25 protein-coding genes are annotated in these 23,338 nt (G+C 36.7%); 19 read left to right on the top strand and 6 right to left on the bottom strand.

Annotation, left to right across the window (positions count from 1 at the left end):
* Positions 1–320 precede the first annotated feature (320 nt).
* The 5 genes from mazG to H1P_RS10370 all read left to right on the top strand — a co-directional run bounded on the left by mazG (position 321) and on the right by H1P_RS10370 (position 5,595).
* Positions 321–1,142, top strand: a complete 822-nt coding sequence (gene mazG / locus H1P_RS10390; RefSeq protein WP_144866914.1) for a nucleoside triphosphate pyrophosphohydrolase — start codon at positions 321–323, stop codon at positions 1,140–1,142.
* Positions 1,143–1,444: 302 nt separating this feature from the next.
* The gene (locus H1P_RS10385) at positions 1,445–1,936 is read left to right on the top strand and encodes a hypothetical protein (RefSeq protein WP_144866912.1); all 492 of its coding nucleotides are present in this window, start codon (positions 1,445–1,447) and stop codon (positions 1,934–1,936) included.
* On the top strand, positions 1,926–3,065 hold the full coding sequence (locus H1P_RS10380) for a metallophosphoesterase family protein (protein ID WP_144866910.1): 1,140 nt from the start codon (positions 1,926–1,928) through the stop codon (positions 3,063–3,065). Before H1P_RS10385 ends, H1P_RS10380 begins: the two co-directional genes overlap by 11 nt.
* Positions 3,066–3,264: 199 nt before the next feature.
* Positions 3,265–4,467 (top strand): HhoA/HhoB/HtrA family serine endopeptidase, encoded by a 1,203-nt coding sequence (locus H1P_RS10375; RefSeq protein WP_144866908.1) that lies wholly within the window; start codon positions 3,265–3,267, stop codon positions 4,465–4,467.
* Positions 4,468–4,500: 33 nt separating this feature from the next.
* Entirely contained in the window at positions 4,501–5,595 is a 1,095-nt protein-coding gene (locus H1P_RS10370) for a phosphotransferase enzyme family protein (protein WP_144866906.1), read from the top strand.
* A gap of 59 nt (positions 5,596–5,654) precedes the next feature.
* Here H1P_RS10370 and H1P_RS10365 read toward each other — a convergent pair whose 3' ends face one another.
* Complete coding sequence (locus H1P_RS10365; protein ID WP_144866904.1) at positions 5,655–5,996, bottom strand: translation initiation factor; 342 nt, start codon at positions 5,994–5,996, stop codon at positions 5,655–5,657.
* A 46-nt stretch (positions 5,997–6,042) separates the two neighbouring features.
* On the opposite strand from H1P_RS10365, the gene H1P_RS10360 reads away from it, so the two are divergent.
* From H1P_RS10360 to H1P_RS10300, 13 genes are all read left to right on the top strand, one after another.
* Positions 6,043–6,615 (top strand): phycobiliprotein lyase, encoded by a 573-nt coding sequence (locus H1P_RS10360; protein WP_144866902.1) that lies wholly within the window; start codon positions 6,043–6,045, stop codon positions 6,613–6,615.
* A 69-nt stretch (positions 6,616–6,684) separates the two neighbouring features.
* Positions 6,685–7,269, top strand: a complete 585-nt coding sequence (locus H1P_RS10355; protein WP_144866901.1) for a DUF6940 family protein — start codon at positions 6,685–6,687, stop codon at positions 7,267–7,269.
* A gap of 411 nt (positions 7,270–7,680) precedes the next feature.
* The gene (locus tag H1P_RS10350) at positions 7,681–8,412 is read left to right on the top strand and encodes a 15,16-dihydrobiliverdin:ferredoxin oxidoreductase (RefSeq protein WP_144866899.1); all 732 of its coding nucleotides are present in this window, start codon (positions 7,681–7,683) and stop codon (positions 8,410–8,412) included.
* A 96-nt stretch (positions 8,413–8,508) separates the two neighbouring features.
* Positions 8,509–9,255, top strand: coding sequence for a phycoerythrobilin:ferredoxin oxidoreductase (locus tag H1P_RS10345; protein ID WP_144866897.1), 747 nt, complete (start codon positions 8,509–8,511; stop codon positions 9,253–9,255).
* Positions 9,256–9,489: 234 nt separating this feature from the next.
* Positions 9,490–10,236, top strand: coding sequence for a phycobilisome rod-core linker polypeptide (locus H1P_RS10340; protein ID WP_144866895.1), 747 nt, complete (start codon positions 9,490–9,492; stop codon positions 10,234–10,236).
* A 468-nt stretch (positions 10,237–10,704) separates the two neighbouring features.
* On the top strand, positions 10,705–11,223 hold the full coding sequence (locus H1P_RS10335; protein WP_144866892.1) for a C-phycocyanin subunit beta: 519 nt from the start codon (positions 10,705–10,707) through the stop codon (positions 11,221–11,223).
* A gap of 89 nt (positions 11,224–11,312) precedes the next feature.
* Entirely contained in the window at positions 11,313–11,801 is a 489-nt protein-coding gene (gene cpcA, locus H1P_RS10330) for a C-phycocyanin subunit alpha (RefSeq protein WP_144866890.1), read from the top strand.
* A 230-nt stretch (positions 11,802–12,031) separates the two neighbouring features.
* Entirely contained in the window at positions 12,032–12,856 is an 825-nt protein-coding gene (locus tag H1P_RS10325) for a C-phycocyanin alpha-cysteine-84 phycocyanobilin lyase subunit CpcE (protein ID WP_144866888.1), read from the top strand.
* A gap of 138 nt (positions 12,857–12,994) precedes the next feature.
* Positions 12,995–13,381 carry a hypothetical protein gene (locus tag H1P_RS10320; protein WP_144866886.1) on the top strand — a complete coding sequence of 129 codons (387 nt, stop codon included), beginning with the start codon at positions 12,995–12,997 and terminating at the stop codon, positions 13,379–13,381.
* Positions 13,378–14,073 carry a lysophospholipid acyltransferase family protein gene (locus H1P_RS10315; RefSeq protein ID WP_144866884.1) on the top strand — a complete coding sequence of 232 codons (696 nt, stop codon included), beginning with the start codon at positions 13,378–13,380 and terminating at the stop codon, positions 14,071–14,073. The genes H1P_RS10320 and H1P_RS10315 overlap by 4 nt, the downstream gene beginning before the upstream one ends.
* 232 nt (positions 14,074–14,305) lie before the next feature.
* Entirely contained in the window at positions 14,306–16,312 is a 2,007-nt protein-coding gene (locus tag H1P_RS10310; RefSeq protein ID WP_186375924.1) for a protein phosphatase 2C domain-containing protein, read from the top strand.
* Between the two features lie 174 nt (positions 16,313–16,486).
* The gene (locus H1P_RS10305; protein ID WP_144866880.1) at positions 16,487–17,731 is read left to right on the top strand and encodes a HEAT repeat domain-containing protein; all 1,245 of its coding nucleotides are present in this window, start codon (positions 16,487–16,489) and stop codon (positions 17,729–17,731) included.
* 113 nt (positions 17,732–17,844) lie between these two features.
* Positions 17,845–18,354 carry a hypothetical protein gene (locus tag H1P_RS10300; RefSeq protein ID WP_144866877.1) on the top strand — a complete coding sequence of 170 codons (510 nt, stop codon included), beginning with the start codon at positions 17,845–17,847 and terminating at the stop codon, positions 18,352–18,354.
* A gap of 99 nt (positions 18,355–18,453) precedes the next feature.
* On the opposite strand, the gene H1P_RS10295 is transcribed toward H1P_RS10300, so the two are convergent.
* Positions 18,454–18,912 carry a phosphatase domain-containing protein gene (locus H1P_RS10295; RefSeq protein ID WP_144866875.1) on the bottom strand — a complete coding sequence of 153 codons (459 nt, stop codon included), beginning with the start codon at positions 18,910–18,912 and terminating at the stop codon, positions 18,454–18,456.
* A 184-nt stretch (positions 18,913–19,096) separates the two neighbouring features.
* Here H1P_RS10295 and H1P_RS10290 point away from each other — a divergent pair, with 184 nt between their 5' ends.
* The gene (locus tag H1P_RS10290) at positions 19,097–19,657 is read left to right on the top strand and encodes a manganese efflux pump MntP (RefSeq protein WP_144866873.1); all 561 of its coding nucleotides are present in this window, start codon (positions 19,097–19,099) and stop codon (positions 19,655–19,657) included.
* Between the two features lie 130 nt (positions 19,658–19,787).
* Here H1P_RS10290 and arsC read toward each other — a convergent pair whose 3' ends face one another.
* From arsC to H1P_RS10270, 4 genes are all read right to left on the bottom strand, one after another.
* Complete coding sequence (gene arsC / locus H1P_RS10285) at positions 19,788–20,183, bottom strand: arsenate reductase, glutathione/glutaredoxin type (RefSeq protein WP_144866870.1); 396 nt, start codon at positions 20,181–20,183, stop codon at positions 19,788–19,790.
* Between the two features lie 18 nt (positions 20,184–20,201).
* Positions 20,202–20,825 (bottom strand): arsenical resistance protein ArsH, encoded by a 624-nt coding sequence (gene arsH, locus H1P_RS10280; RefSeq protein ID WP_144866868.1) that lies wholly within the window; start codon positions 20,823–20,825, stop codon positions 20,202–20,204.
* Positions 20,826–20,896: 71 nt separating this feature from the next.
* Entirely contained in the window at positions 20,897–22,051 is a 1,155-nt protein-coding gene (gene arsB, locus H1P_RS10275) for an ACR3 family arsenite efflux transporter (RefSeq protein ID WP_144866866.1), read from the bottom strand.
* 257 nt (positions 22,052–22,308) lie between these two features.
* Entirely contained in the window at positions 22,309–22,626 is a 318-nt protein-coding gene (locus tag H1P_RS10270) for an ArsR/SmtB family transcription factor (RefSeq protein WP_144866864.1), read from the bottom strand.
* Positions 22,627–23,338 lie beyond the last annotated feature (712 nt).

The following is a 23,338-nucleotide window of genomic DNA, read 5'->3' as shown; positions in this document are numbered from 1 at the left end:
ACAGTATGGATGAGATATTGGGAAATTATTGCTTAATTAATTAAGTTTACTTTTCTTCACAATGTCAAAATCTATTAACACCAAGAAATATAGAAGATTTAGCTATAAAAAGAAAAGATTTTCCGCAATAAAACTACACAAAATATGGTTGTTATTTTTTTTGTGAGTATAAATGCTTGTTTGACAATTAATCATAAATCTGAATCAATTTTAGAAACCGTTATTGTCTATTTTGTTTTTTAATTTTTTAAAATTTATAAACAATTCAACTCTGATTGTTTCTTCAACTGCACTCAACCCATCGCTCTTTCTGATTATTTATGAATTTACCAGCGACAACAACTGATTCTATTTTGCAAGCTTTACAGCGTTTAATTGATGTTGTTGCCCAACTAAGATCCCCTGATGGTGGTTGTCCTTGGGATTTGGCGCAAACTCAGCAAACACTGATTCCTTATGTGATTGAAGAAGCTTATGAAGTAGCAGACGCTATTAGAAGTGAAGAGCAAAAAGCGATCGCAGAGGAATTAGGAGATTTACTATTACAGGTAATTCTACAAGCACAAATTGCCAGTGAAGCACAAGATTTTACTCTAAAAGAAATCGCAGAAGGTATTACCGAAAAACTGATTCGTCGTCATCCTCATGTGTTTGGTGATTTAGAAGTCAAGAATGCTGAAGAGGTTAATAAAAATTGGGAACAAATTAAAGCAAAAGAAAAACAACAATCAGTAGCAGAAGCACAATTATTAAGTAATAAATTAAAACGCTATGTAGGTCGTTTACCCGCTTTAATGGCAGCCATGAAAATATCAAAAAAAGCTGCGGGTGCTGGTTTTGAATGGGAAGATTCGGCAGGTGTCTGGGCAAAGTTTACTGAAGAATTAGGCGAATTTAAAGAGGCTTTAGCAACAAATAATAAAGAAGAACAACAAGCAGAATTAGGAGACTTATTATTTACCATTGTTAATATTGCTCGCTGGTATGATTTAGACCCTAGTGAAGCCTTGCAAGGTACTAATAGAAGGTTTACTCAAAGATTAACCATAATGGAAAACTTCGCATCTCGTCCTTTAGAAGAGTATGACATTAACGAGTTAGAAGAGTTATGGCAACAGGCTAAGAAACAATTAAAGCAGTAATTTAGAAATAACAGGTAATAGGTATTTAAAAACTTATTTTATATGTTTAGTATCTATAATCACAATTTAATATCCCGTGGGCGACTTTTTAAAAGTCATTGATTTTATTGGCTTTCAGAAATAATATTTAGTTGGTTTTTATCTGATACATACTTAATTTATACTTGGCTTATTTGCGATCGCAATTTTTAATTTAAATTCTTTCAGTATCATTATAGCTTTGTGTTTAATTTGACTTAACGCAACTCAGTTGAGTAATTTGGTCGCGATTGTTTCACAAATAAATCAGTAAGAGTATGAAAATGAAAGAGATTAATATTTTTCAACCGTTAATCGGTCAAACTATTGTTAGTTTACAACGTCTTATTGTTTTAGGAAATGATTATACAGAAAATGGATATTATGAATCGGATACTCTCATTTTTGTATTATCAAATGATAGTTGCTTTGAAACTTTGGTTACATCAGAATATACCGTATTGAAGAAAATTACAGGAAAACAAGATTTTATAATAAATTTTCCTCTTGAATCTAACGAGACTATTGATACAGTTCTGATATCGGAAAAAATAGAACTTCCCTTTACCGTAGCTAGTATTATAGAGATTTGGGCAGGCGAGAGTGATTCATTTTTAGTTGCAGTTGATTTTCTAAATAAAAATAAAAAATCTTATTTTTCTATATTGACTGAAACAGATGAAATTAATATTTTAAAATCTCAAGCTTTAAAGCCTATTATTAATAAAATGATTTTTGACTATCGATTTATTTCGCATAAATGGTATGCTTATTAAAAAATCAAATATCTTTGATTATCTAAATAAAAATCTGTATTTATTATTTATTTTAGGATATTTAATTAGTATTAGTGTTGCTTGTCAAAATTTAGTACTAATCAATAAATCAGTAGCAATAAAGAATCTCAAAAATCCTCAATTAGATAAAATTAAAATCGCGATAATTAGCGATCTTAATAGTCAGTATGGCTCGACAGAATACGAACCAGAAATAGATAAAGCAATCTCGCTAATTACTAATCAATGGCAACCAGATTTAGTACTAGGAGGTGGTGATGCGATCGCGGGACAAAAAAAGTCTTTAACAGAGGCACAAATTAAAGCGATGTGGCAATCTTTTGACGTTCATGTAGCTAAACCTCTTAGAGATAGTAAGATTCCTTTTGCTTTTACTATTGGTAATCATGATGGTTCAGGAGCAATTAAAGACCAACAATTTGTGTTTGCTCAAGAAAGAGATTTAGCCAAAGCTTATTGGAATAACCCGAACCATAATTCGGGTATAAATTTTGTAGATAAAGCTAATTTTCCGTTTTATTATAGTTTTCAACAGAACAATATTTTTTACCTGGTATGGGACGCTTCTACCAATAAAATTGATGAAAAACAATTAGCCTGGGTAGAAAGAATTCTTAGTAGTAATGTAGCTCAAGAAGCATCAATGAGAATTGCGATCGGACATTTACCCCTATATGCTATTGCAGAACAAAAAAATAAACCAGGAGAATATTTAGCAGAAGCCGAAAAACTAAGATTGCTTTTAGAAAAATATCAGGTTCATGCTTACATTAGTGGACATCATCACGCTTATTATCCAGGAAAGAAAGGTCTTTTGCAGCTACTTAATGCAGGAGCATTAGGACAAGGTGCAAGACAATTAATTGGTAGTGATTTACCACCACGCAATACCCTTACTTTAATGAACATTGAGTCAGCCTCAAAAATCATTACTTATACTACCTATGACATTAAAACTTTAGAGATTATCCAAGATAGTGAATTACCCCGTTTCATTGTGGGCGAAAATGGTTTAATCTTAAGACGTAATATTTCTTCCACAGACTTAACAACCGCAGAAAAGCAAAGTTGCTTACAGAAATTAGACCCTAAACTGTGTCAACCTTAAAACTTAATCCAGAAGAGCCATATATTGTAGTAATTTTCTTTTGGATAAAGCAGATTAATCTTTTTATTATTGAAAAGCATCTTTTGACTTTCATATATTGAAAAAATGATCTATTCTCAACAATCTATGTTTCCGTTAACTGGTTTTGTCTGTAATAATTTGTCTATGGGGTTAGCTAACGATAAGCAGCAAAAATAATATGAAATTATCTTTCAATAAGCTAGGTGTCTGTTGCAGTTTATTGGTACTGGGTGGTGGCGCAGGATTTTGGGTTAGTCGTCATTTACAAACTTCTCCAACTATAGTGGAAACCCCTCAAGTCTACTCGGGAGGAATCCCTAGAATAGTTAGTCCTCCGATTCAGCAGAATAGTAGTGAAAATGTCAATTTTATTGCTCAAGCCGTACAAAAAGTCGGCCCTGCCGTAGTAAGAATTGATGCTTCTCGCGAATTAACTTCTTCCCTACCAGAAAAATTTACTCAGCCTTTTTTCCGTCGTTTTTTTGGGGAAGACAATTCTGCTGTACCTCATAGAGTAGAGCGTGGTACTGGTTCGGGATTTATTTTAAGTTCTGATGGTCGTTTAATGACTAATGCTCATGTGGTAGAAGGCTCAGAAACTGTTAAAGTAACCCTCAAAGATGGTCAAATCTATCAGGGAAAAGTTATCGGAGTAGATCCCATTACTGATGTTGCTGTTTTAAAAATTGAGGCGACAGATCTACCTGTCGTCACAATGGGTAATGCGGAAGCATTAACTCCTGGAGAATGGGCGATCGCTATTGGCAATCCTCTCGGTTTAGATAATACTGTTACAGTGGGCATTATTAGTGCCATTGATCGCTCTAGTTCTCAAGTAGGTGTTCCTGATAAAAGAGTCCGCTTTATTCAAACTGATGCAGCGATCAATCCTGGTAATTCAGGAGGACCTTTATTAAATTCCCAAGGAGAAGTTATTGGTATTAATACAGCTATTCGTGCCGATGCTCAAGGTTTGGGTTTTGCGATTCCTATTGAAACAGCACAAAGGATTGCTAACCAGTTATTTGTCAAAGGAAAAGCCGATCATCCCTATTTGGGAATTCACATGGTTAATTTATCTCCCGAAAGTAAAGAAGCAATTAACTCTCAGGAAGAATTAGGTTTTAGAATTACCGAAGATGAAGGGGTTTTAATTGTCAAAGTAATTCCCAACTCTCCAGCAGATAAAGCGGGTTTACAGCAGGGAGATACTATCGTTAAGGTTAAAGAAAAAGACGTAGCTAATTCTCTGCAAGTACAAGAACAAGTTGAAATAAGTGAAATTGGTCAAGCTTTAGCAGTAGAAATTATTCGTAATGGTAAAACTGAAGTAGTTGAAGTAAAACTAGGAATTTTTCCTGAATCTGAACCTGAGTCTTGATTGCTTCAAGATTAAAGCAAAAAATTTTGAACCATGAACGATTTAATTGCTATTGCCGAACAATTTGTCTCCAGAGGAAAAGTTATTAAGGTTCGAGAATTAGGAGAGGGAAATATCAATCAAACTTTTTTGGTTGTTATAGATCGAGGAGAAAACAAACATTTTGTTTTACAACAGATTAATACTCAGGTATTTACTCAACCAGAGTTAATAATGGATAATATCCAGATATTTACCAATCATGTTAATCATAAGTTAGCTGGTTTATCTCTGGGTAGTAATCGTTGTTGGCAAGTACCCCAAGTTTTATTAACTTCTACAGCAAAACATCATTATCTAGATCGCAATAATCGCTTTTGGCGCGCTATAACTTTTATTGAAAATGCTCAATCTTATAATACAATTCAAAATTTAGAACACGCTCAAGAAATAGGTTATGGATTAGGTATTTTTCATACCTTAATTAGCGATTTAGATGTTACGAGATTAGCCGATACTTTACCAGGATTTCATATTGCTCCTAGCTATCTTAAACAATATCATCAGGCTTTAGCAAAAACCACTAAGAAAAAAGCTACTGAAGTCAATTATTGTCAGCAATTTATTCAAGAAAGAATTAATTTTGTTGCTATTTTAGAGCAAGCTAAAGCTCAAGGTATTTTAAAATTAAGCCCTATTCATGGCGATCCTAAAGTTAATAATATCATGATTGATAATCAGGATAAAAAAGCGATCGCTATGGTAGATTTAGATACTATCAAACCAGGTTTAATTCATTATGATATTGGTGATTGTTTGCGCTCTGGTTGTAATACATTAGGAGAGGAAACTAGCAATTGGGAAAAAGTGCAATTCGACTTAAATTTAGCACAAGCAATCCTGCAAGGTTATTTGAGTATCGCCGATAATTTCATCACTCAACAAGAATTAGAATATATCTATGAAGGCATTCGTTTAATTGCTTTTGAATTAGGATTACGCTTTTTTACTGATTATCTCAATAATGATATTTATTTTAAAACCAACTATGCCGAACATAATTTAAGACGAGCTTTAGTCCAGTTTCAGCTAACAAAAAGTATCGAATCTCAAGAAAAAGAAATTAGAAATTTAATTATAAAATTGTAAATAAACATTTCATAGTTAATACTTTAGTATTAACTATTCCTCGTTCCTCCTTACTTAACTCACCCTCCACTAATTTTTGCCTTGTAACCCAGTTTACTAAGGATATCTAACAACTTTTGTTTATGTTCCCCTTGAATTTCGAGAGTGTCATCTTTGACAGTACCACCGCTACCACATTGAGCTTTTAACTTCTTCAATAACTTGGTTAAACTTTCTGGATTATGCTGCAAACCAGTAATTATCGTAACAGTCTTTCCTTTACGTCCCGCCCTTGTAGCTTGTATTCTAATATTCTGTTGCTGGGGTGGTAAATCTGGTACTGCTTTGGCAAAAGCATCAGGATTGCTACTTGTACCAAATTCTTGATAAGCAATTTTATTTTTCTTTGATTTACCAGCCATATTACTATTGTTGAATCAGTAGATAAGAAATAAAAGATTTAAGACAATGCACTTTAAACCACCCATGACCATGATGGACTTCTTTCGTAAGAGTGAAGGCATTTGGTTTATCGAACGTAACGTACACCATTTTGATGTAACAGATAATGAATCTGGGGAATCTAACTTAATTGTGGATGTTATTGAGCCAGATAGTTCCAAAGTAGCAGAAGTCTGTGCCTTACAAAATGTTAACCCAAAAATAGCTACAGGAGGGGCGAGTTTTCGTTGGATGGCGACTACTGATGAAAAAGAACCCAATGCCGACTATGCAGCTATTTTAATTGATATCCCCGACGATGAGAGTAAAAAAACAGGTAAGCTAATTCGGAATAAAGGATATGTCGAAGGAATTCCCGTAGTGAGCCGTTATTGGTTTGGGGATGATGGGATTTTGACTATTAACACTGATTACGATAATAACCAAGGACAAGAAAGAGCTTGGTTTATTAATGATGATTTCCGTGTCCGCGTTAGCTCTGTGCGGATGATGAATGGTGTTAATCTAGTAACTTATTGTTCGGAAAGACGTTGTGTATCTCCTGTTAAGTTAGAGCAAATGCTAGCTCATCATAATTAGATTTTCGTTAGTGGTAAAAACAAGGTGGGCAAATCACTAGGATTACAAACATGTACTTTATATGATGTAATGTGGCAATCTGAAGTTGAAATTCTACAATCAAAACGTGTTCAGAAATTTACAATTTTTGCTAATCAACAGCAGCTTACATACAGTCAGACCATCGAATTATGGCAAAGTGATTCTGAATTTAACTCATTTTTTAACTCTTTGCTAGCAAATAGTCCTTTTTCAGCTTACTTTTGGGAAACACCACCCATTACATTATCTACTATCAATAGAAAATTTGAATTTGTGTTGGTAGATAATCCTCGACTACAACAAGTAAAACCGAATCCTAATCCTTTTAAAAAGTATTTTACTTCTACATTTAAAGAGCAAGATATAGTTACTTTTTCCAATCTACATAAAGATGCAACTTTAGTAGTACCATGTCCTTTGATAGAAAACTCGGCTTATACCCATGTTGCCAATTTTGTTAGACAAGCTCCTTTTTCTCAGCAAATAGCACTGTGGAAAACTGTAGGGGAAGTCGTGCAACAAAATCTCAATCAAAAACCTATTTGGGTTAGCACATCAGGTTTAGGAGTTTATTGGCTGCATATTAGATTAGATTCTTATCCCAAATATTATAGTTTTCAACTATACAAGTGAATTAGTGAAAACACACTAAATAAAATATACAAATGTAGTTCAATAATTGTCAAAAAGCTACTAATATTTATTTATTCTTTTTTGATTTTTAATCAGTATTTTTACTGATAACTGGAGCTCTTCAGCAGCTTCAGAATTTATGAGCATATACACATTTATATGTTTATATGTTGATGTTCACAGAATCACATATACGTATGCTTATTGCAATACAAGTATAGTGAGTCATAGCAGTAACCTAAATTTTTAGAAAATAATCTAAAAACGGCAAATCTTTAGATTTTATTTATGGTTTTTAAGGACTAATTTACTCTTTCATTACGGATTGTTGCTTTGTTTTTAAGAAGTGAGACTGGATTGATATATATTTTCTATGCTCAATGTGAGTTTTACTATCTACAGTCAGAATTTATGTTTGGGCCTTTTAAAGAGTATTTAGAAAAAGAGTTATTTGATCGCTTTGAATTACAAAGTCGCTCCATTCCTCCAGGGTTGGAATCTAATATTAGCGATCGCGGAAAGAATCAAGCCACAATTCAAAGTTGGTGTTATCAATCTCCTGAACTAAGAAAAATTCGTTATACCTATATTGATGCAGGGGAAACTGCCCAAGTATTTAATAGTGTTATTTACCCTTCTCATCACTATGATGTTCCTTTCCTGGGAATTGATTTCCTTTCCTTTGGCAAAAAGAAAATATTGGTAGTACTAGACTTTCAACCTTTATTTCGCGATCGCGCATATCAAGAAAAGTATATCGAACCAATGCGGGAAATCCGCGACAGATACAATGAATTGGCGCAAAACTTAGAAATGAAATTTTATGACGCTAATCAGTATTTTTCTAAATACCTACTCTTTGCTAAAACCGATCCTGATACTGTAGTTAATAGGTTGTTTCCTGCTTATCAAGAATATATTCAACTATATTGGGAAACCTTGGCTAAAGCAAAACCTTTAACCGATCCAGAAGATATTCAGCGTATCGTCAAAGCACAAAAAGACTATGACCAATATAGTGCAGAACGCGACCCTGCTCATGGCTTATTTAGTAGCTATTTTGGCGCAAAATGGGCAGACAAATTTCTTTACGAATTTCTCTTTGAAGATGCTTCACCCCTAGCAGTTGCTTCCACTAGATAAAGTAATTCATCTTTAAAAATTACTTGTTTGATTCCAAACTGTTAACTGATAACTGTAGAGACGTATCGGCGATATGTCTCTGCTGAATAAATGAATATGACTTTATATCAACCTTTTTTAGATTACGCGATCTCTACTTTACAGCAGCGTTTAGATTTAGCACTATATCCAATTCCTGAAGGCTTTGAACGCAAAGAGGGAATTATGGGTAAGGGAAAAAGACAAGAAGCGGTTTTAACTACCAGTCATGGCTTTAAATCTCCTAAACTAAGACAAATTAGGGCTGCTCACGTTCAAGGGGGAAACTCTTTACAGGTACTCAACTTTGTGATTTTTCCCGAACCAAATTATGATTTACCCTTTTTTGGTGCGGATTTAGTAACACTTCCTGGAGGACACCTAATTGCTCTGGATATGCAACCTTTGTTTAGAGACGATCCTACGTATCAAGAGAAATATACCAAGCCTGTATTGCCTATTTTTGAGAAATATCAGCAAGATTTAGAGTGGGGTGGAGATTTTCCAGAAGAAGCACAACAATTTTTTTCCCCTGCTTTTTTATGGACTCGTCCTCAAAAAGATGAGGTAGTCGAAACCACAGTCTTCTCAGCATTTAAAGAATATTTGGCTGCTTATCTCGACCTTGTAGAATCTGCCTCACCAGTAACAGATAAATCACGACTAGATGAGATATTAAAAGCTCAAAAACGCTACCTTGGTTATCGTGCAGAAAAAGACCCCGCTAGAGGTATGTTCACTCGCCTGTATGGCTCTGAATGGACAGAAGAATACATTCATGGTTTCTTATTCGATCTAGAAAGAAAATTAGCGATCGCTAATTAATGACATCAATCTGGTTAATAGTTAATAATAGACAATTATCTACCATCAAAATGGTTGCAAAACATTGCGGTATTTTGCAGTTTTTTACAATAGACAAAGATAAGCTTATTTGTGTTACAAAATAGCTTATCCTCGATTAAAGAGTTAAACCTTAATAGCTCTGAGTGCAAGAAAATCTTAACTAAGTTTCTGGGAAGCTAAATCGGCTTTAACCATACAATAGAGGGACTAAAAATGGCGATTCCGCTATTAGAGTACGATCTTTCTTCGCAAAATCAACGAGTAGTAGGTTATGAATTAGGAGGAGATGAAAAACCTGTAGTCTATAGGACAGATAGAAGACTTTCTGACTTAGAGAAAAATCAGATAATCTGGGCAACTTATCGGCAGATTTTTAATGAGCAACAAATTCTTGTTAGTAATCGCCAAACTTCCCTAGAATCACAGCTAAAAGCTGGTCAAATCACAGCTCGAGAATTAATTCGTGGACTAATACTCTCTGAATCTTTTCGCAGACGCAATTACGAGCCTAACAGTAATTATCGCTTTGTCCAAATGTGTGTCCAGAGAGTTTTAGGCAGAAATATCTACGGTGAAAAAGAAAAGCTTGCTTGGTCAATTGTGTTAGCAACTCAAGGCATAGAAGGCTTCATTGATAACTTGCTAGATAGCGAAGAGTATCTTGATAACTTTGGCGAGAATACTGTTCCTTATCAGAGAAGGCGCATATTACCCCAAAGAGAACAAGGAGAACTTCCTTTTGCCAGAATGCCTCGTTATGGAGCAGACTATCGTAGTAAGTTAGAGGAAATAGGCTATTTTTCTCCTAAGAGAATCGATACTCTTTGGGATGGCACATTTTATTTTCCTCCGCAACCTGTGCTTCTAGCAGCTAAGATTGCCACTATTGCAGGAGCAAGTATCCTTACTTTGGGCATTGTGGCTACAGCCCTATCTGCATTTGGGTTAATTAGTCTGTAGATTTAGAAACATAGGCTGACTAAATATTGCATAAATTAACAAGATGTAACAAATAATGGTTCAACGCCATTGTATAAAAGTTACTTAGGGGGTAAACTCCACCTAGTTGTTACCTAATTGCGAAATCGGCTTACCGCGATCGCTAATTACCCTAGGTCTTTGCCTGTCCGCCAAAATATTTCGGTTTTGCCGAGATTGTCACTGAACTTTTTTATCAGGCTGTCCAATCCGAATGTAAACTTTTCTTATGCTGCTTAAAAAACCTTATCTTAAGCATCGAAAATTAGAAAAGCTCTAACAAACTGAAAGTTGGGAGTCCACTTGAAAAACATATGTAGCTGCAAGCTGAATATGTTTAAGTTAGAGATCAGTCCACCGTGGTGGTGCTACCTCAACTCTAACCATAGGTTAAAATTATTTTTTGAAGTTCAACTAAACTAAATTTAAATCGAGTAGGAGATTAATTAAATGTTTGACGCATTTACTAGAGTAGTATCCCAAGCTGATGCTCGTGGTGAGTTTCTTTCCACGTCTCAATTGGATGCTTTGGGTGCTATGGTTGCAGAAAGCAACAAGCGCATGGATTCTGTTAACCGCATCACTAGCAACTCTTCCGCAATTGTAACCAACGCTGCTCGCGCTTTATTTGCAGAACAGCCTCAGTTAATTGCTCCTGGTGGAAATGCTTACACTAGCCGTCGTAACGCTGCTTGTTTACGAGACATGGAAATCATTTTACGTTATGTAACTTACGCGATCTTCACTGGTGACGCTAGCGTACTAGAAGATCGTTGTTTAAACGGTTTACGTGAAACTTATCTTGCTCTAGGTACTCCTGGTGCATCCGTAGCTGTAGGCGTTCAAAAAATGAAAGATGCTGCTTTAGCAATTGTTAAAGATCCTACTAGCATTACTCCTGGCGATTGCAGTGCTTTAGCATCTGAAATTGCTGGCTACTTCGACCGTGCAGCATCAGCAGTTGCTTAATTATAATTTTGGTTAACCGTCAACTTTGTGCGTTAACTGAACTAAATTTTTTTAGTAAAACTTAGAAAACCAAGAGACATAACTAATCCATGAAAACTCCTCTAACCGAAGCTGTTTCCGCAGCAGATTCTCAAGGACGCTTTTTAAGCAGCACCGAAATTCAAACTGCTTTTGGTCGTTTTCGTCAAGCTTCTGCCAGCTTAGAAGCTGCTAAAGCTTTAACCTCTAATTCCCAAAGCTTAATTAGTGGTGCAGCTAACGCTGTTTACAGCAAGTTCCCCTACACTACTTCTACTTCCGGTCCTAACTACGCTTCTACTCCCGAAGGTAAAGCTAAATGTTCTCGTGACATTGGCTATTATCTACGCATGGTGACTTACTGCTTAGTTTCTGGTGGTACTGGCCCTATGGATGAGTATTTAGTGGCTGGTTTAGATGAAATCAACCGTGCTTACGAACTATCTCCTAGCTGGTATATTGAAGCTCTGAAATATATCAAAGCTAATCATGGTTTAAAAGGTGACCCTGCCGTAGAAGCTAACTCTTACTTAGACTACGCTATCAACACTCTTAGCTAGTTAAGAGAACCAAACTATCTAACTATGGGATATGGATTAGTATTTTACTGCTAGTAAAAGTTCAATTCAAAGCTCCTAGTTTTTGGAGGACAAGCATTTTGAGGTTGCCTCAAAATCGTGAGATGTCCGTACAAGCATTACCCAGAAAGGTATGCGAATACTGTGCAGATTGCTGGTATTTGTTTACTTATCTGGGTCTTGTTATTTTAAGGAAGAATGAGGAATGAAGGATGAAGGGTGAGGAAAAAAGTATAAGCTCTAGTGAAGCGGAACAGTTAACAGTAGAAACAGCGATCGCAAATTTACAACAAAAGTCAGATTTAGGTGCGCGTTATTACGCTGCTTGGTGGTTGGGAAAATTTCGAGTTAAAGAACCCGCAGCCATTGATGCTTTGCTTATGGCGTTAGAAGATGAATCAGACCGCGCTCCTGATGGCGGATATCCCTTGCGTCGTAATGCAGCTAGAGCGTTGGGGAAATTAGGAGATAAAAGAGCAGTACCCCCTTTAATTTGCTGTTTAGAGTTTCCTGATTTTTATGTCAGAGAAGCTTCAGCTCAAGCCTTAGAAACTCTCGATGATACCAGTTGTGTTCCCTACTTAATACAGATTTTAGAGGGAGGAGTAGAAGCAGCACAATTTGTCCCAGGAAAGCCCCATTTAGTACAGCCTTATGAAGCTGTTATTGAAGCTTTGGGAACTTTAGGTGCAACAGAAGCAACTCCTCTAATTCAGCCTTTTATCGAGCATCCAGTAGACAAAGTAAAATATGCTGCTGCTAGAGCTATGTATCAGTTAACCCAAGAAGCCCAATACGGAGATATTCTGATTCAGGCTTTATCAGGAGAAGATTTACAATTACGTCGTTCTGCACTGATGGATTTGGCTGCGATGGGTTATCTTCCCGCAGGAGAGGCGATCGCTGATACTTTAGCCGAAAACAGCATGAAACTAATCGCTCTCAAAGGTTTATTGGAAACTAATTTACAAGCAAATACTTCAGCATTATCAGAAGATAATATCAAAATAATGGATTTAATGGATTCTCTTTTATAAACAGATAGTTATGAAGAGACTATAGGAAAGCAAATCTCAAAAGCAATTCTTCTAAGACGTTTAGAAGTTTTTTGTGAAGCCGATGAACTTGCGAAACCCCACGAAATTTTGGAGCATCTTCCTACTTACCTCACTCGTATGAATGCAGACTTAAGAAAGCGGGCTATGGAAGGTGCTGAACCTTTCGTTTCGTTTGTTGCAGGAGGTATTGCCGATAAATTAGATGAACACAAAGTTTTTGTATTATCGCAATGGTCAAATCACAAAGAGGAGCGATCGACTCGCCCTTGGTGGATTCTGAGTCCTTTTTCTTGTAATACTCTTGTATCTTATAGGCATTTTCCATTGAATTTCACACAGTTACTTGATTATCCAATAGAAAAACTGTCCTTTTGGGAGACAACATCAGTTTCAAGAAAAACTACATTAGAAAGTAGGTTATTTGCTAAAGGGGAAAGATCAGAAATTAAAAATTGCTTTTACCCATTACCTATTACCTATTACCTATTACTCCATTTTCTATGAGCAAGTCCCAATCTTTAACTACTAATTCTCGTATTTCTCCTTGGCTAGCACGCCTTCTATACCCTTTAGGATGTTATGTTGTTATCCCTGGATTCTTTGGCAAAATCGAAATTACAGGACAAGAAAATATTCCTACTAAAAATCCTGTTATTGTTGCGCCTACCCATCGTTCTCGTTGGGATGCGTTGCTTGTTCCTTATGCTGTGGGCAGAATGGTAAGTGGGCGAGATCTACGTTTTATGGTGTCAGCCGATGAAGCTAAAGGACTACAATACTGGTTTATTAGTCGCATGGGTGGCTTTCCTATAGACCCAAAAAGACCTGGAGTTAGTAGCGTGCGTCATAGTGTAGAATTATTACAAAATGATGAAATGCTGGTAATTTTTCCTGAAGGTGGTATTGTTCGCGAGCGCAAAGTTTATAGCCTCAAACGTGGTGTAGCCAGAATTGCTCTAGATGTCGCAGTGGATAGACCAGGAACAGAGGTCAACATTTTACCAGTAAGTTTAAAGTATAGCGACCCTTATCCTAGCTGGGGTGCTGATGTAAAAATAGAGATTGGTGTTCCCCTTAATGCAGCAGAATATTTAGAGGAGTCTGTACGTCGTAGTTCGCAAAAATTGACAGCAGCTTTAGAAACTCAATTGCGAGAACTTCATGAATTACCTCAATCAAAAGAAATATTGGTATAAATAATGCTGGTTCAAATCTAATTACAGACAAAAATCACAGGCAGGAAAACTCTGGTCATAATAAACTGGTTTATAGAGAAAGTAATATCTATAATTATTTTCTCTATTGGTGATTACCAATAATTTTTTTACTTTTCTACTTTAAAGTAAGCACAATCTGGTCACCTAAAAACTATAGTTAAGTTACAATCGGCGCAAAGATATGAAACCTGCGTCCAATTCCCCAGTGTCTATGCCAAACTCAGAGCCTACTATTAAATGCTCCAATCCCCATTGCGTAGCCCCCAACAACTTTAACAGGCGTTTTTGTCAGCGATGTAAAACACCCGTTATTAAACGCTATCTTTGGGCGATTGGAGAAAAAGCATCTTACTCTGAGACAGGAAATAATTTTAAGCCACAAGAAAAAATTATAGAGCAAGATGCTGAGTGGGCGCACAAAAATAGTCACCAAAACAAATCAAATCAAAAACAGGAAGAGCCTTCATCAGAGCGTTATTTGGCAATTAGCAATCGCATTTTTTGCGATACTCAACCAGGAGAAACACCACAAATTCCTGACAAAATTCCTGAAGAAATCGTGAGCTATCTACAGCTATTTACTTATTTTCCCCACATACCTCAAGTTTATGGTCAATTAGATGGTACTCAGATTTGGTTACTAGATTATGGTACTGTACCAGTGAATCGGCAAGGAAAACTTACTTTTTCTGATTTATTACCACAAATGACATCTGTGTGGAGTCGAGCCACATCCTGTAGACAAGTTAACTGGTTGCGACAAATAGCTGGTTTATGGAAGCCACTATCAGAAAAAAAGATGGCTGCGACTCTGATCAATCCTGAATTAATTAGGGTTAATAGCTCTTTTATTCAGTTGCTGGAGTTGGAAACCAATGGAAAAACGACACCAACTCTCCAAGATTTAGGTAAATTGTGGCAAGAATGGTCACTAAGAGCTAATGTCGAGATTCGAGGTGTTTTAATTGAGTTGAGTAAGCGCGTAACATCTGGTGCAATCGATCGCATAGAACAAATCATCGAGATTTTGGATCGTATTCTCGAATTATGCGCCCATTCCCGTGAATATTCTTATGAGATTTGTGCCATTAGCGATTCTGGACCAACACGAAATAATAATCAAGATACTGCCTATCCTAATTCTGAAACACCAATCAAAAATGATGTCACACAGCAGTCTTTGGCGATTGTTTGTGATGGAGTAGGAGGACATGAAGGAGGTGAGATCGCTTCTCAAGAGACAGTTAATTATCTTTGCGATCGCGTTTCGGCAATTCCTTGGAATCAACCAGACAATACACCAAAAAATGTTTTGCAACAATTGCGTCAGTTTACTAACGAAGCCAACGATGCTATTAGTAAGCGTAACGATCGGGAAAAAAGACAAGAAAGACAGCGTATGGGAACTACGTTAGTCATGACCTTAGCTCATAACCATGAAGTATATCTAACTAATGTGGGAGATTCTCGTATTTACTTGATTACTCATAATAGCTGTCATCAACTTACTACCGATGATGATTTAGCTTCTCGCGAAGTCAGGCTTGGTTATGCTGTTTATCGAGATGCTTTAAGATATCCTTCTGCTGGAGCTTTGATTCAAGCTTTAGGGATGCGGGATTCGGCAGCGTTACATCCTAATTTACAACGTTTGGTAGTTGATGATGATTGTTTATTTTTACTCTGTAGTGATGGTTTAAGCGACTTCGATCGGGTAGAGCAATATTGGCGTGATGTCATTATGCCAGTACTCAATAATAAATTAGACATCACAAAAGCAGTAGAAACTTTAATTAAAATTGGCAATGAAAGAAATGGTCATGATAATGTCACCGCAGCTTTGGTTCATTGTCAAGTTAGACCAAAATTAGAACGGACAAAAACTGCTCTTACTTGGTCTGAGATAGAAGTTGGCTTGGAAGATATAATGTTATGGACTGATAAAAATATTGCGGGAAACTCAAAACTTCCTCAAACGAAGGTGGTTGTTAATGTTGCTCAAACACCATCAAAGCAAATAACCATAACTCAAGATAAGGCTCAGACTCAATTACGCACTGTCTACCGTTCCTCTAAATTGCAGCTTCTCTTGGTTGCTATGACTCTTAGTTCGATTGTTCTTGTTAGCTTGGGTATTTTGATTTATGCTTACACCAGAGATCGAGGTGAGCCACAAGATAATTATCTGCAATCTCCAACAATTATCAACGAACAATAAGTAATTAATCGTTGATTGAAAGTGATATTTTTCTAGAATAGAATGAGTTAAATGCATCATATCCATGTGTTTTAAGCATAAAAAACTTGCGTTAAGGCTGTCAATTTGTCAAAACTTAAGATTGAATGGGCTTTATTGGCAAGGTAAAACAAACTTAAGGATAGCGATCGCACAATGAAAGCGAAACAAATAACAGAGACGACAGCATTTATCCATCAAGCTCAGAAAGAAGCAGCAGTTCACAATTGGTTAGAAGTTAATTGCTGTTTACAACAATCACCTGTTTTTGCCACAAAATCTAGTTTTGAACAGACAGAGCAAGAGATTAAAAAACAAATTCTAGAATTAGCTATAGCAGTCCTGATCGATGGTGACTTTCAACAGAAATGGAATATTGCCAAGATTTTTCCTTTGATGAAAACTTATGCGATCGCACCATTAATTACTCTTATAGACGATGAAGCTATAGATGCTGAGACTAAGTGGTTTGTAGCCCGTATTTTAGGGCATTTCCCAGAACAAAGAGTGGTAATTGCTCTAGCAAAATTATTGCAAAATACCCAGGAATCTGATTTAATTGCGATCGCAGCTAAAAGTCTAGCCACAATCGGCACTCCTGCAATCGAAACTTTAACGAATTTGCTCCGAGAGCCAAACTACCGCCTAGCTGCTGCTAAATCCTTAGCTCATATTCGTCTTTCCCCTGTATTACCTGCTTTACGAGGATTAACCCAGGATGAAAATTCTGAAATTAGGCTATTAGCTGTCGAAGCATTGGGTAGTTTTCACGATCCGCAAATTTCTCCTATCTTGATTAAAGCCTTAAAAGATACCAACAGCATGGTAAGAAAAGAAGCGGTAATTGCTCTGGGTTTTTGTGCCGATCTTTGCCAAGAATTGAAGTTAGTAACCCATTTACAACCCTTACTATACGATTTGAATCCAGATGTCTGTCGTCAAGCAGCAATCTCTTTGGGAAGAATGAGCGACGAATTGGCAAATCAGGCTTTGAATGAAGCTTTGCGATCGCCAAACACACCTTCAAGTTTAAAATTAGATTTAGTAAAAGCTTTAGCTTGGAGTAACATCAGTTCGGCTCTAGATTATCTACAAGAAGCCATCACCACAGAAAGTAATTTAGTTTGTCAAGAAATTATTACTGTTTTGGGCAGAATTACCCTCTCAGAATTAAAGCCCCAAGCAATCAGTATCTTAAAAGAATTTTGGCACTCTTCATCATCTTCACCAATCAATTTTGAGTGCAGAAAAGCTTTAGCTACGGCTTTGGGAGAATTACAAGCATTGGAAGCCCAAGATATCTTGGAACAGTTGGCACAGGATGAAACTAAAATGGTTCAGCTATATGCGATCGCCAGCTTGAAAAAGCTATCTCAATCAAGTCACCGAGCCAACCACTAACAATATCTTAAAAAAAACGCAAAATAACTTTTGTATAGTACAAATTCAGGTTTAACTGGTATATCAGATATATCTGATATATATATTGTGGAATTAAATTTAGCAAAACAAACATGAGCAAATTACGTAATATTTTAATTGGTGCTGGAGTGGCTGCTGTTGGTGCGATCGGTACCAAAAAAGCAGTAGACTATTTTAGAAATCGTGGCAAAGAAGAAGTGGTTGACGAAGCAGAAGGTGATGCCGAAGCAACTGCACCCGATGAAGTAGCTTACGCTACAGTAGAACCAGAATCTGTTCAAGACTTTTTGGATAAAAGCTTTGGCGATCCAGGACGTTATACTCCTACTCGTTCACCCAAAGTGTTTGAATATCAAGACGAGCAATACATGGTAATTTGGGCAAGGGATAATAAGCAGAATAAGAACCAAATGCTCGCTTTTAAATACACTGATGCAGGTCGCGAGATGGTGGCCAGTGTAGGCTATACAGGAGATAACACCGATTATAATCTCAAATTAAATGGCACTTCTTTCGCGGTGGATGTTAATGGCGAACAAATTGTTTCAGGACAAGGAAATACTGGCGGTACAGATGAAGTTGATTTTGTCTTAGCAGCCTAAATCATTGAATATTTATCAGTGTTAGATAGTTAAAAATTGAAACACCGATATTTTTTCATAAGAAGTCGGTGTTTTTTGGTTTGATAAGATTGAGTTTTGTTAGTTTAATAGCTGTGGTAAATCAAATAAAAATTGCTTTTGAACATCTCTTAATTCTGCTGTAGGACGTACTTCTTGAACTAAGGCGATCGCTTTTTCTAGATTTTCTCCTTTAGCAATCAAATAAGCAGCAAGTAGAGTTCCCGTTCTGCGGTTGCCACTAGTACAGTGAACTACTACTGGTCGATTGTTCTCTATTAGTGGTTCGGCAAATTGAACGAACTGTTTGACCTGTTCTACAGTTGGTGGTTTGCCTCCTGTAATGGGCAACCAAAGAGCTTGAAATCCTTCCTTTTTATACTCTTCGATACCCGAAGGCTCATCCATAACAGAGACAATACCCCGCATCCCTGCTTGATAGAGTTGGGGTAAATCTTCTAACGGTGGGCGAGACATTCCTGCTAATTTTTCTGGCACGAGCCACCAAACATCATCAGGATAGATCACTTGGACTGACATCTATATATTCTCCACGAGAGTCATTTTCTATCTCAAGCACATAGTTTTTGCACGGTTTTCTATTAAATGTCATCAATCGATGACAATGATTTAAAAATGAAATAATTATGATAAAACAAAGCCAGTTAAAACAACTATAATAACCAATAATTTAAGATTATTTAAACACTTTAAATTCTAATTAATGAATTCAACTTCAACAATTTTTTTGGCTTTAGGGTTAGCAGCAGATGCTTTTGCTGTTTCTCTTACAAGTGGTTTGCTAATACAGAGAATTAAAATTAATAAAGCACTAAAGATTGCTTTATTTTTTGGTGGTTTTCAATGTTTGATGCCTTTAATTGGTTGGGGAGCAGGGATTAATTTTAATCATCTTATTGCTGAATTTGACCATTGGATTGCCTTTGGGTTATTGAGCTTTATTGGAGTAAAGATGATTTATGAATCATGCCAGTTAGAAAGCGAAAGAGAACAATTTAATCCCCTAGATTCTTATACTCTCTTAATCTTGGCGATCGCAACTAGCATCGATGCTTTGGCTGCTGGTTTAGGATTATCTTTACTGAAAAGTTCCATTATTTTAGCAGCAAGTTTAATTGGTATAATTACTTTTTGTTTGTCGTTTATAGGTGTGTTTATTGGTCATAAAATTGGCGATAAATTTAATAATAAAATTGAAATTATGGGTGGATTAATTTTGATATTTATCGGCAGCAAAATATTATTTGAACATTTAACTGCCTAAATTAGTATCAATACAATAAACATATTAATAGCCTTGATTTTTTAACCGATGACGTTCTCAAAAAGCGATCGCTCTTTCGGTATTCAGTAAAACTACTTTAATAGAAATAGGAACTTCAAATCTCTAAACGCTAGCTAAGTCGATCTATGAGTTTAGCTACTTGCTCTTTGATTTCATCTCTAACACGGTGAAACGTCTCTATGGGTTGCCCATCAGGGTCATCTAATTCCCAATCTTCAAATACTTCTTGTGTTACCCATTCAGAGGGTAAACTAGTTCCGCAACCACACATAGAAATTACCACATCATAATCATCAGCCTTAAAATCGCTCAAAGAGTCAGAAGTTTGATTACTAATATCAATTCCAATTTCTGACATGACTTTTACTGCTGTGGGATGTACTCGACTGGCTTCTAAACCAGAAGATGTGACATTAATTTTGCCTTTTCCCAGTGTTTTGGCCAAACCTTCCGCCATTTGAGAACGACAGGAGTTTCTTCTACAAACAAACATCACTTTTTTCATCTTTTTTTGTCACTGAAATTATTTACTTACAATTTGTTCTTGAGCTTTACGTTCGCTATAACGGTCGGTCAAATAATCAATCTTGTCTCGCAGTAATAAGGTAAATTTGTATAGTTCCTCCATAACATCTACTACTCTGTCTCTATAAGCAGAATCTTTCATTGTGCCGTCTTCGTTAAACTCTTGATAGGCTTTGGCTACAGAAGATTGATTGGGAACAGTAAACATCCGCATCCACCGCCCTAAAATTCTCAGGGTATTAACCGCATTAAAAGATTGCGAACCACCACTAACCTGCATCACGGCTAGAGTTTTACCCTGAGTTGGTCTTACCGAACCAATAGCTAGAGGTATCCAGTCAATTTGGTTTTTCAGAATACCCGTAACATTACCGTGCATCTCTGGAGAAGACCACACTTGACCTTCTGACCATTGGCTTAATTCTCTTAACTCCTGCACTTTGGGATGAGTTTCTGCTACTTGTCCCCGTAGTGGTAGTTCGTGGGGATGAAAAAATTTAACTTCTGCTCCCATATCTGTGATAATTCGGGCTGCTTCTTCTGCTAAAAGACGACTATAAGAACGCTCTCGTAATGAGCCATATAAAAACAAAATTCTTGGTGGATGAGCTAAATTGGACATTAATTTATTGAGATTGATTCTTTAATTTGATTGAGACAACACAATTAAAACAGAATAAAAATTATCTCGACTTATCTATAGGGACTCATACAACGAGGATCGAGTAAAGTTGCTTTTTCGGGATGTCTGGGAAACCAATTAGCCGTGCGCTTGCAAAATTCCACCAGCACTAACATTACTGGAACTTCAATCAATACCCCAACTACTGTCGCTAAAGCTGCACCAGAATTTAAACCGAATAAAATAACGGCTGTAGCGATCGCCACTTCAAAATGATTACTTGCACCAATTAAGGCTGCGGGGGCTGCATCTTCATAATCTAAGCCCAGTTTGAGGGCTGCTACATAGGTAATGAAGAAAATAAAGTTAGTTTGCAAAAATAAGGGAACTGCAATTAGGAGTATGTGTAGAGGATTGTTAACAATGAGTTCTCCTTTAAAGGCAAACATCAGTACTAAAGTAAAAAGTAAAGAGGCGATCGCAATTGGGGAAAGATATTCTAAAAACTTCTCTTCAAACCAACGTCTTCCTTTGTAGCGGAAAATCCAGTAACGGCTGAATATCCCCGCGATTAAGGGTAAACCAACATAAATTAAAACCGACAACACAATAGTTTCCCAAGGTACAGAGAGATTATTAGCTGCGAGTAATAATTTTCCCAATGGTGCATAGAGAAACAGCATTGCCAAAGAGTTAACCGCTACCATTACCAAAGTATGTCCTTGGTTACTGTAAGAAAGATAGCCCCACATCAATACCATTGCCGTACAAGGAGCTATACCCAGTAAAATCGCCCCTGCAATGTAAGAGTTGGCTAATGTGACTTCGACACCCCTAATTACTTCCGTTTCCGATAACCAAGATTGAAATAACCAACCCAGAAAAAACTGGGCAAACACCACCATTGTGAAAGGCTTAATTAGCCAGTTAATTACCAAAGTTAAAAATACAGGTTTCGGCGATCGCACGGCTTGGACTGATTGCGAAAAGTCAATTTTAACCATGATGGGATACATCATAAAAAACAGGCAAATTGCGATCGGAATCGAAACGTTATAAATACTCATCCCATCTAAAGTTTGAGCTATCCCAGGAAAGATTCTTCCCAAAGCAATCCCCGCAGCAATACACAGAGCCACCCACAGAGTAAGATATTTCTCAAAGAAACTAAGCTGACTGCCAGCTTTGACCGCTTTGGCGTTAATAGATGGACTTTCTAAACTCATAATGCTATCAGAAATTAATATGCTGCACTGAAACTCGCATCAATATAAAAAAAAATGCGAAAAATATTGTGAGAGCTAACGACAATTCTCGGATAACCAGACATCAATCGATTGCAATCACTAATTAATTTGGTATCAGCAACGATTCTATATTACATCAAATAATCTTGATGTATCAAATTTTTTTGATAACATATCAAAAAAAAGTTCTTTTTTTTGGTAAACCTTTTGCCTTCTGCCCAAAGCGGGATAATTAGTTAATCACAGTTTCTCCCTGGTAAAATTGCCTCCAAATGTCGAAAATCAGCTAAATACTGTTCTAAAACTACAAATTGAGACAAATTAAGACTGTAGTACATCCAACGACCTTCTTGGCGAGAATACACCAAATCAGCTTCTTTGAGGTTTTTAAGATGAAAAGATAACTTGGACTGATTCACGTCTAGTTTTTCGCATAGTTCACACACACATAGTTCTTGAGAACTCAGCAATTCAATGATTTGCAACCTTAAAGGGTCTGAAAGAGCGCGAAAACCAGCCCCTATATGAGTTAAATTCTGGGTAAGACTTGGCATCAAAATTTTTGGAAATGTTTTTTCTATCCTAAAAGATTCATGTTTGTGTTGGGATAAATGACCGAAAACAATGGGATACAAGCCCCGTCCTTTTAGGACGGCTTTATATGATATTATAGATTTTGATACTCAAGTTGTCAGTGTCAAATGTTTGTACTCGAATATAGTGCGATTTGTTGATGGTGCGAGACTGTAGAGACTACAGAGGTAGAGCCACCCCAGTTATGAACATAAAGTATAACTGGAACTGTTCATTGGATGTAGGTGAAAACCCTACCATCGAAGAGAGCGATTGACTCCCTATCTGGCACTCACGAGTAGGCTCGGAATCCTACAGATGAAAGCGTGCAGCAGGGCGTAATCAGAGGCAAAACAAGTAGCCGCACTGACGCTAATGGGGAGATGATATGGGTAAACAGATTCTAGAAAAGTGTCTTATAGGAATGCGGTAGCTTGAACAACCAATACCGACATCATCAAAGGAAGTCTCGCAGCATTTTGTATTGGTAGCTGCACTCTCAAGAGATTTTGATAGGCAAATTGAATCGCCCTAAGTCATCACAACAATCTAACGAACGGAACAAATAAAAACGTATATCGGGTCTTGGAAAACAGTCGAACCCCAAGTAGACGGACGAGAGTTTAAACCCCGAATACGGGTAGGATGAGGCGTAATTGCCAAAAAGGAAATCAGAGAATGTTCAATTAAGTA

This window comes from Hyella patelloides LEGE 07179 (genome assembly GCF_900659865.1).
Lineage (GTDB): Bacteria > Cyanobacteriota > Cyanobacteriia > Cyanobacteriales > Xenococcaceae > Hyella > Hyella patelloides.
This window is presented reverse-complemented; position numbering and strand designations above follow the sequence as displayed.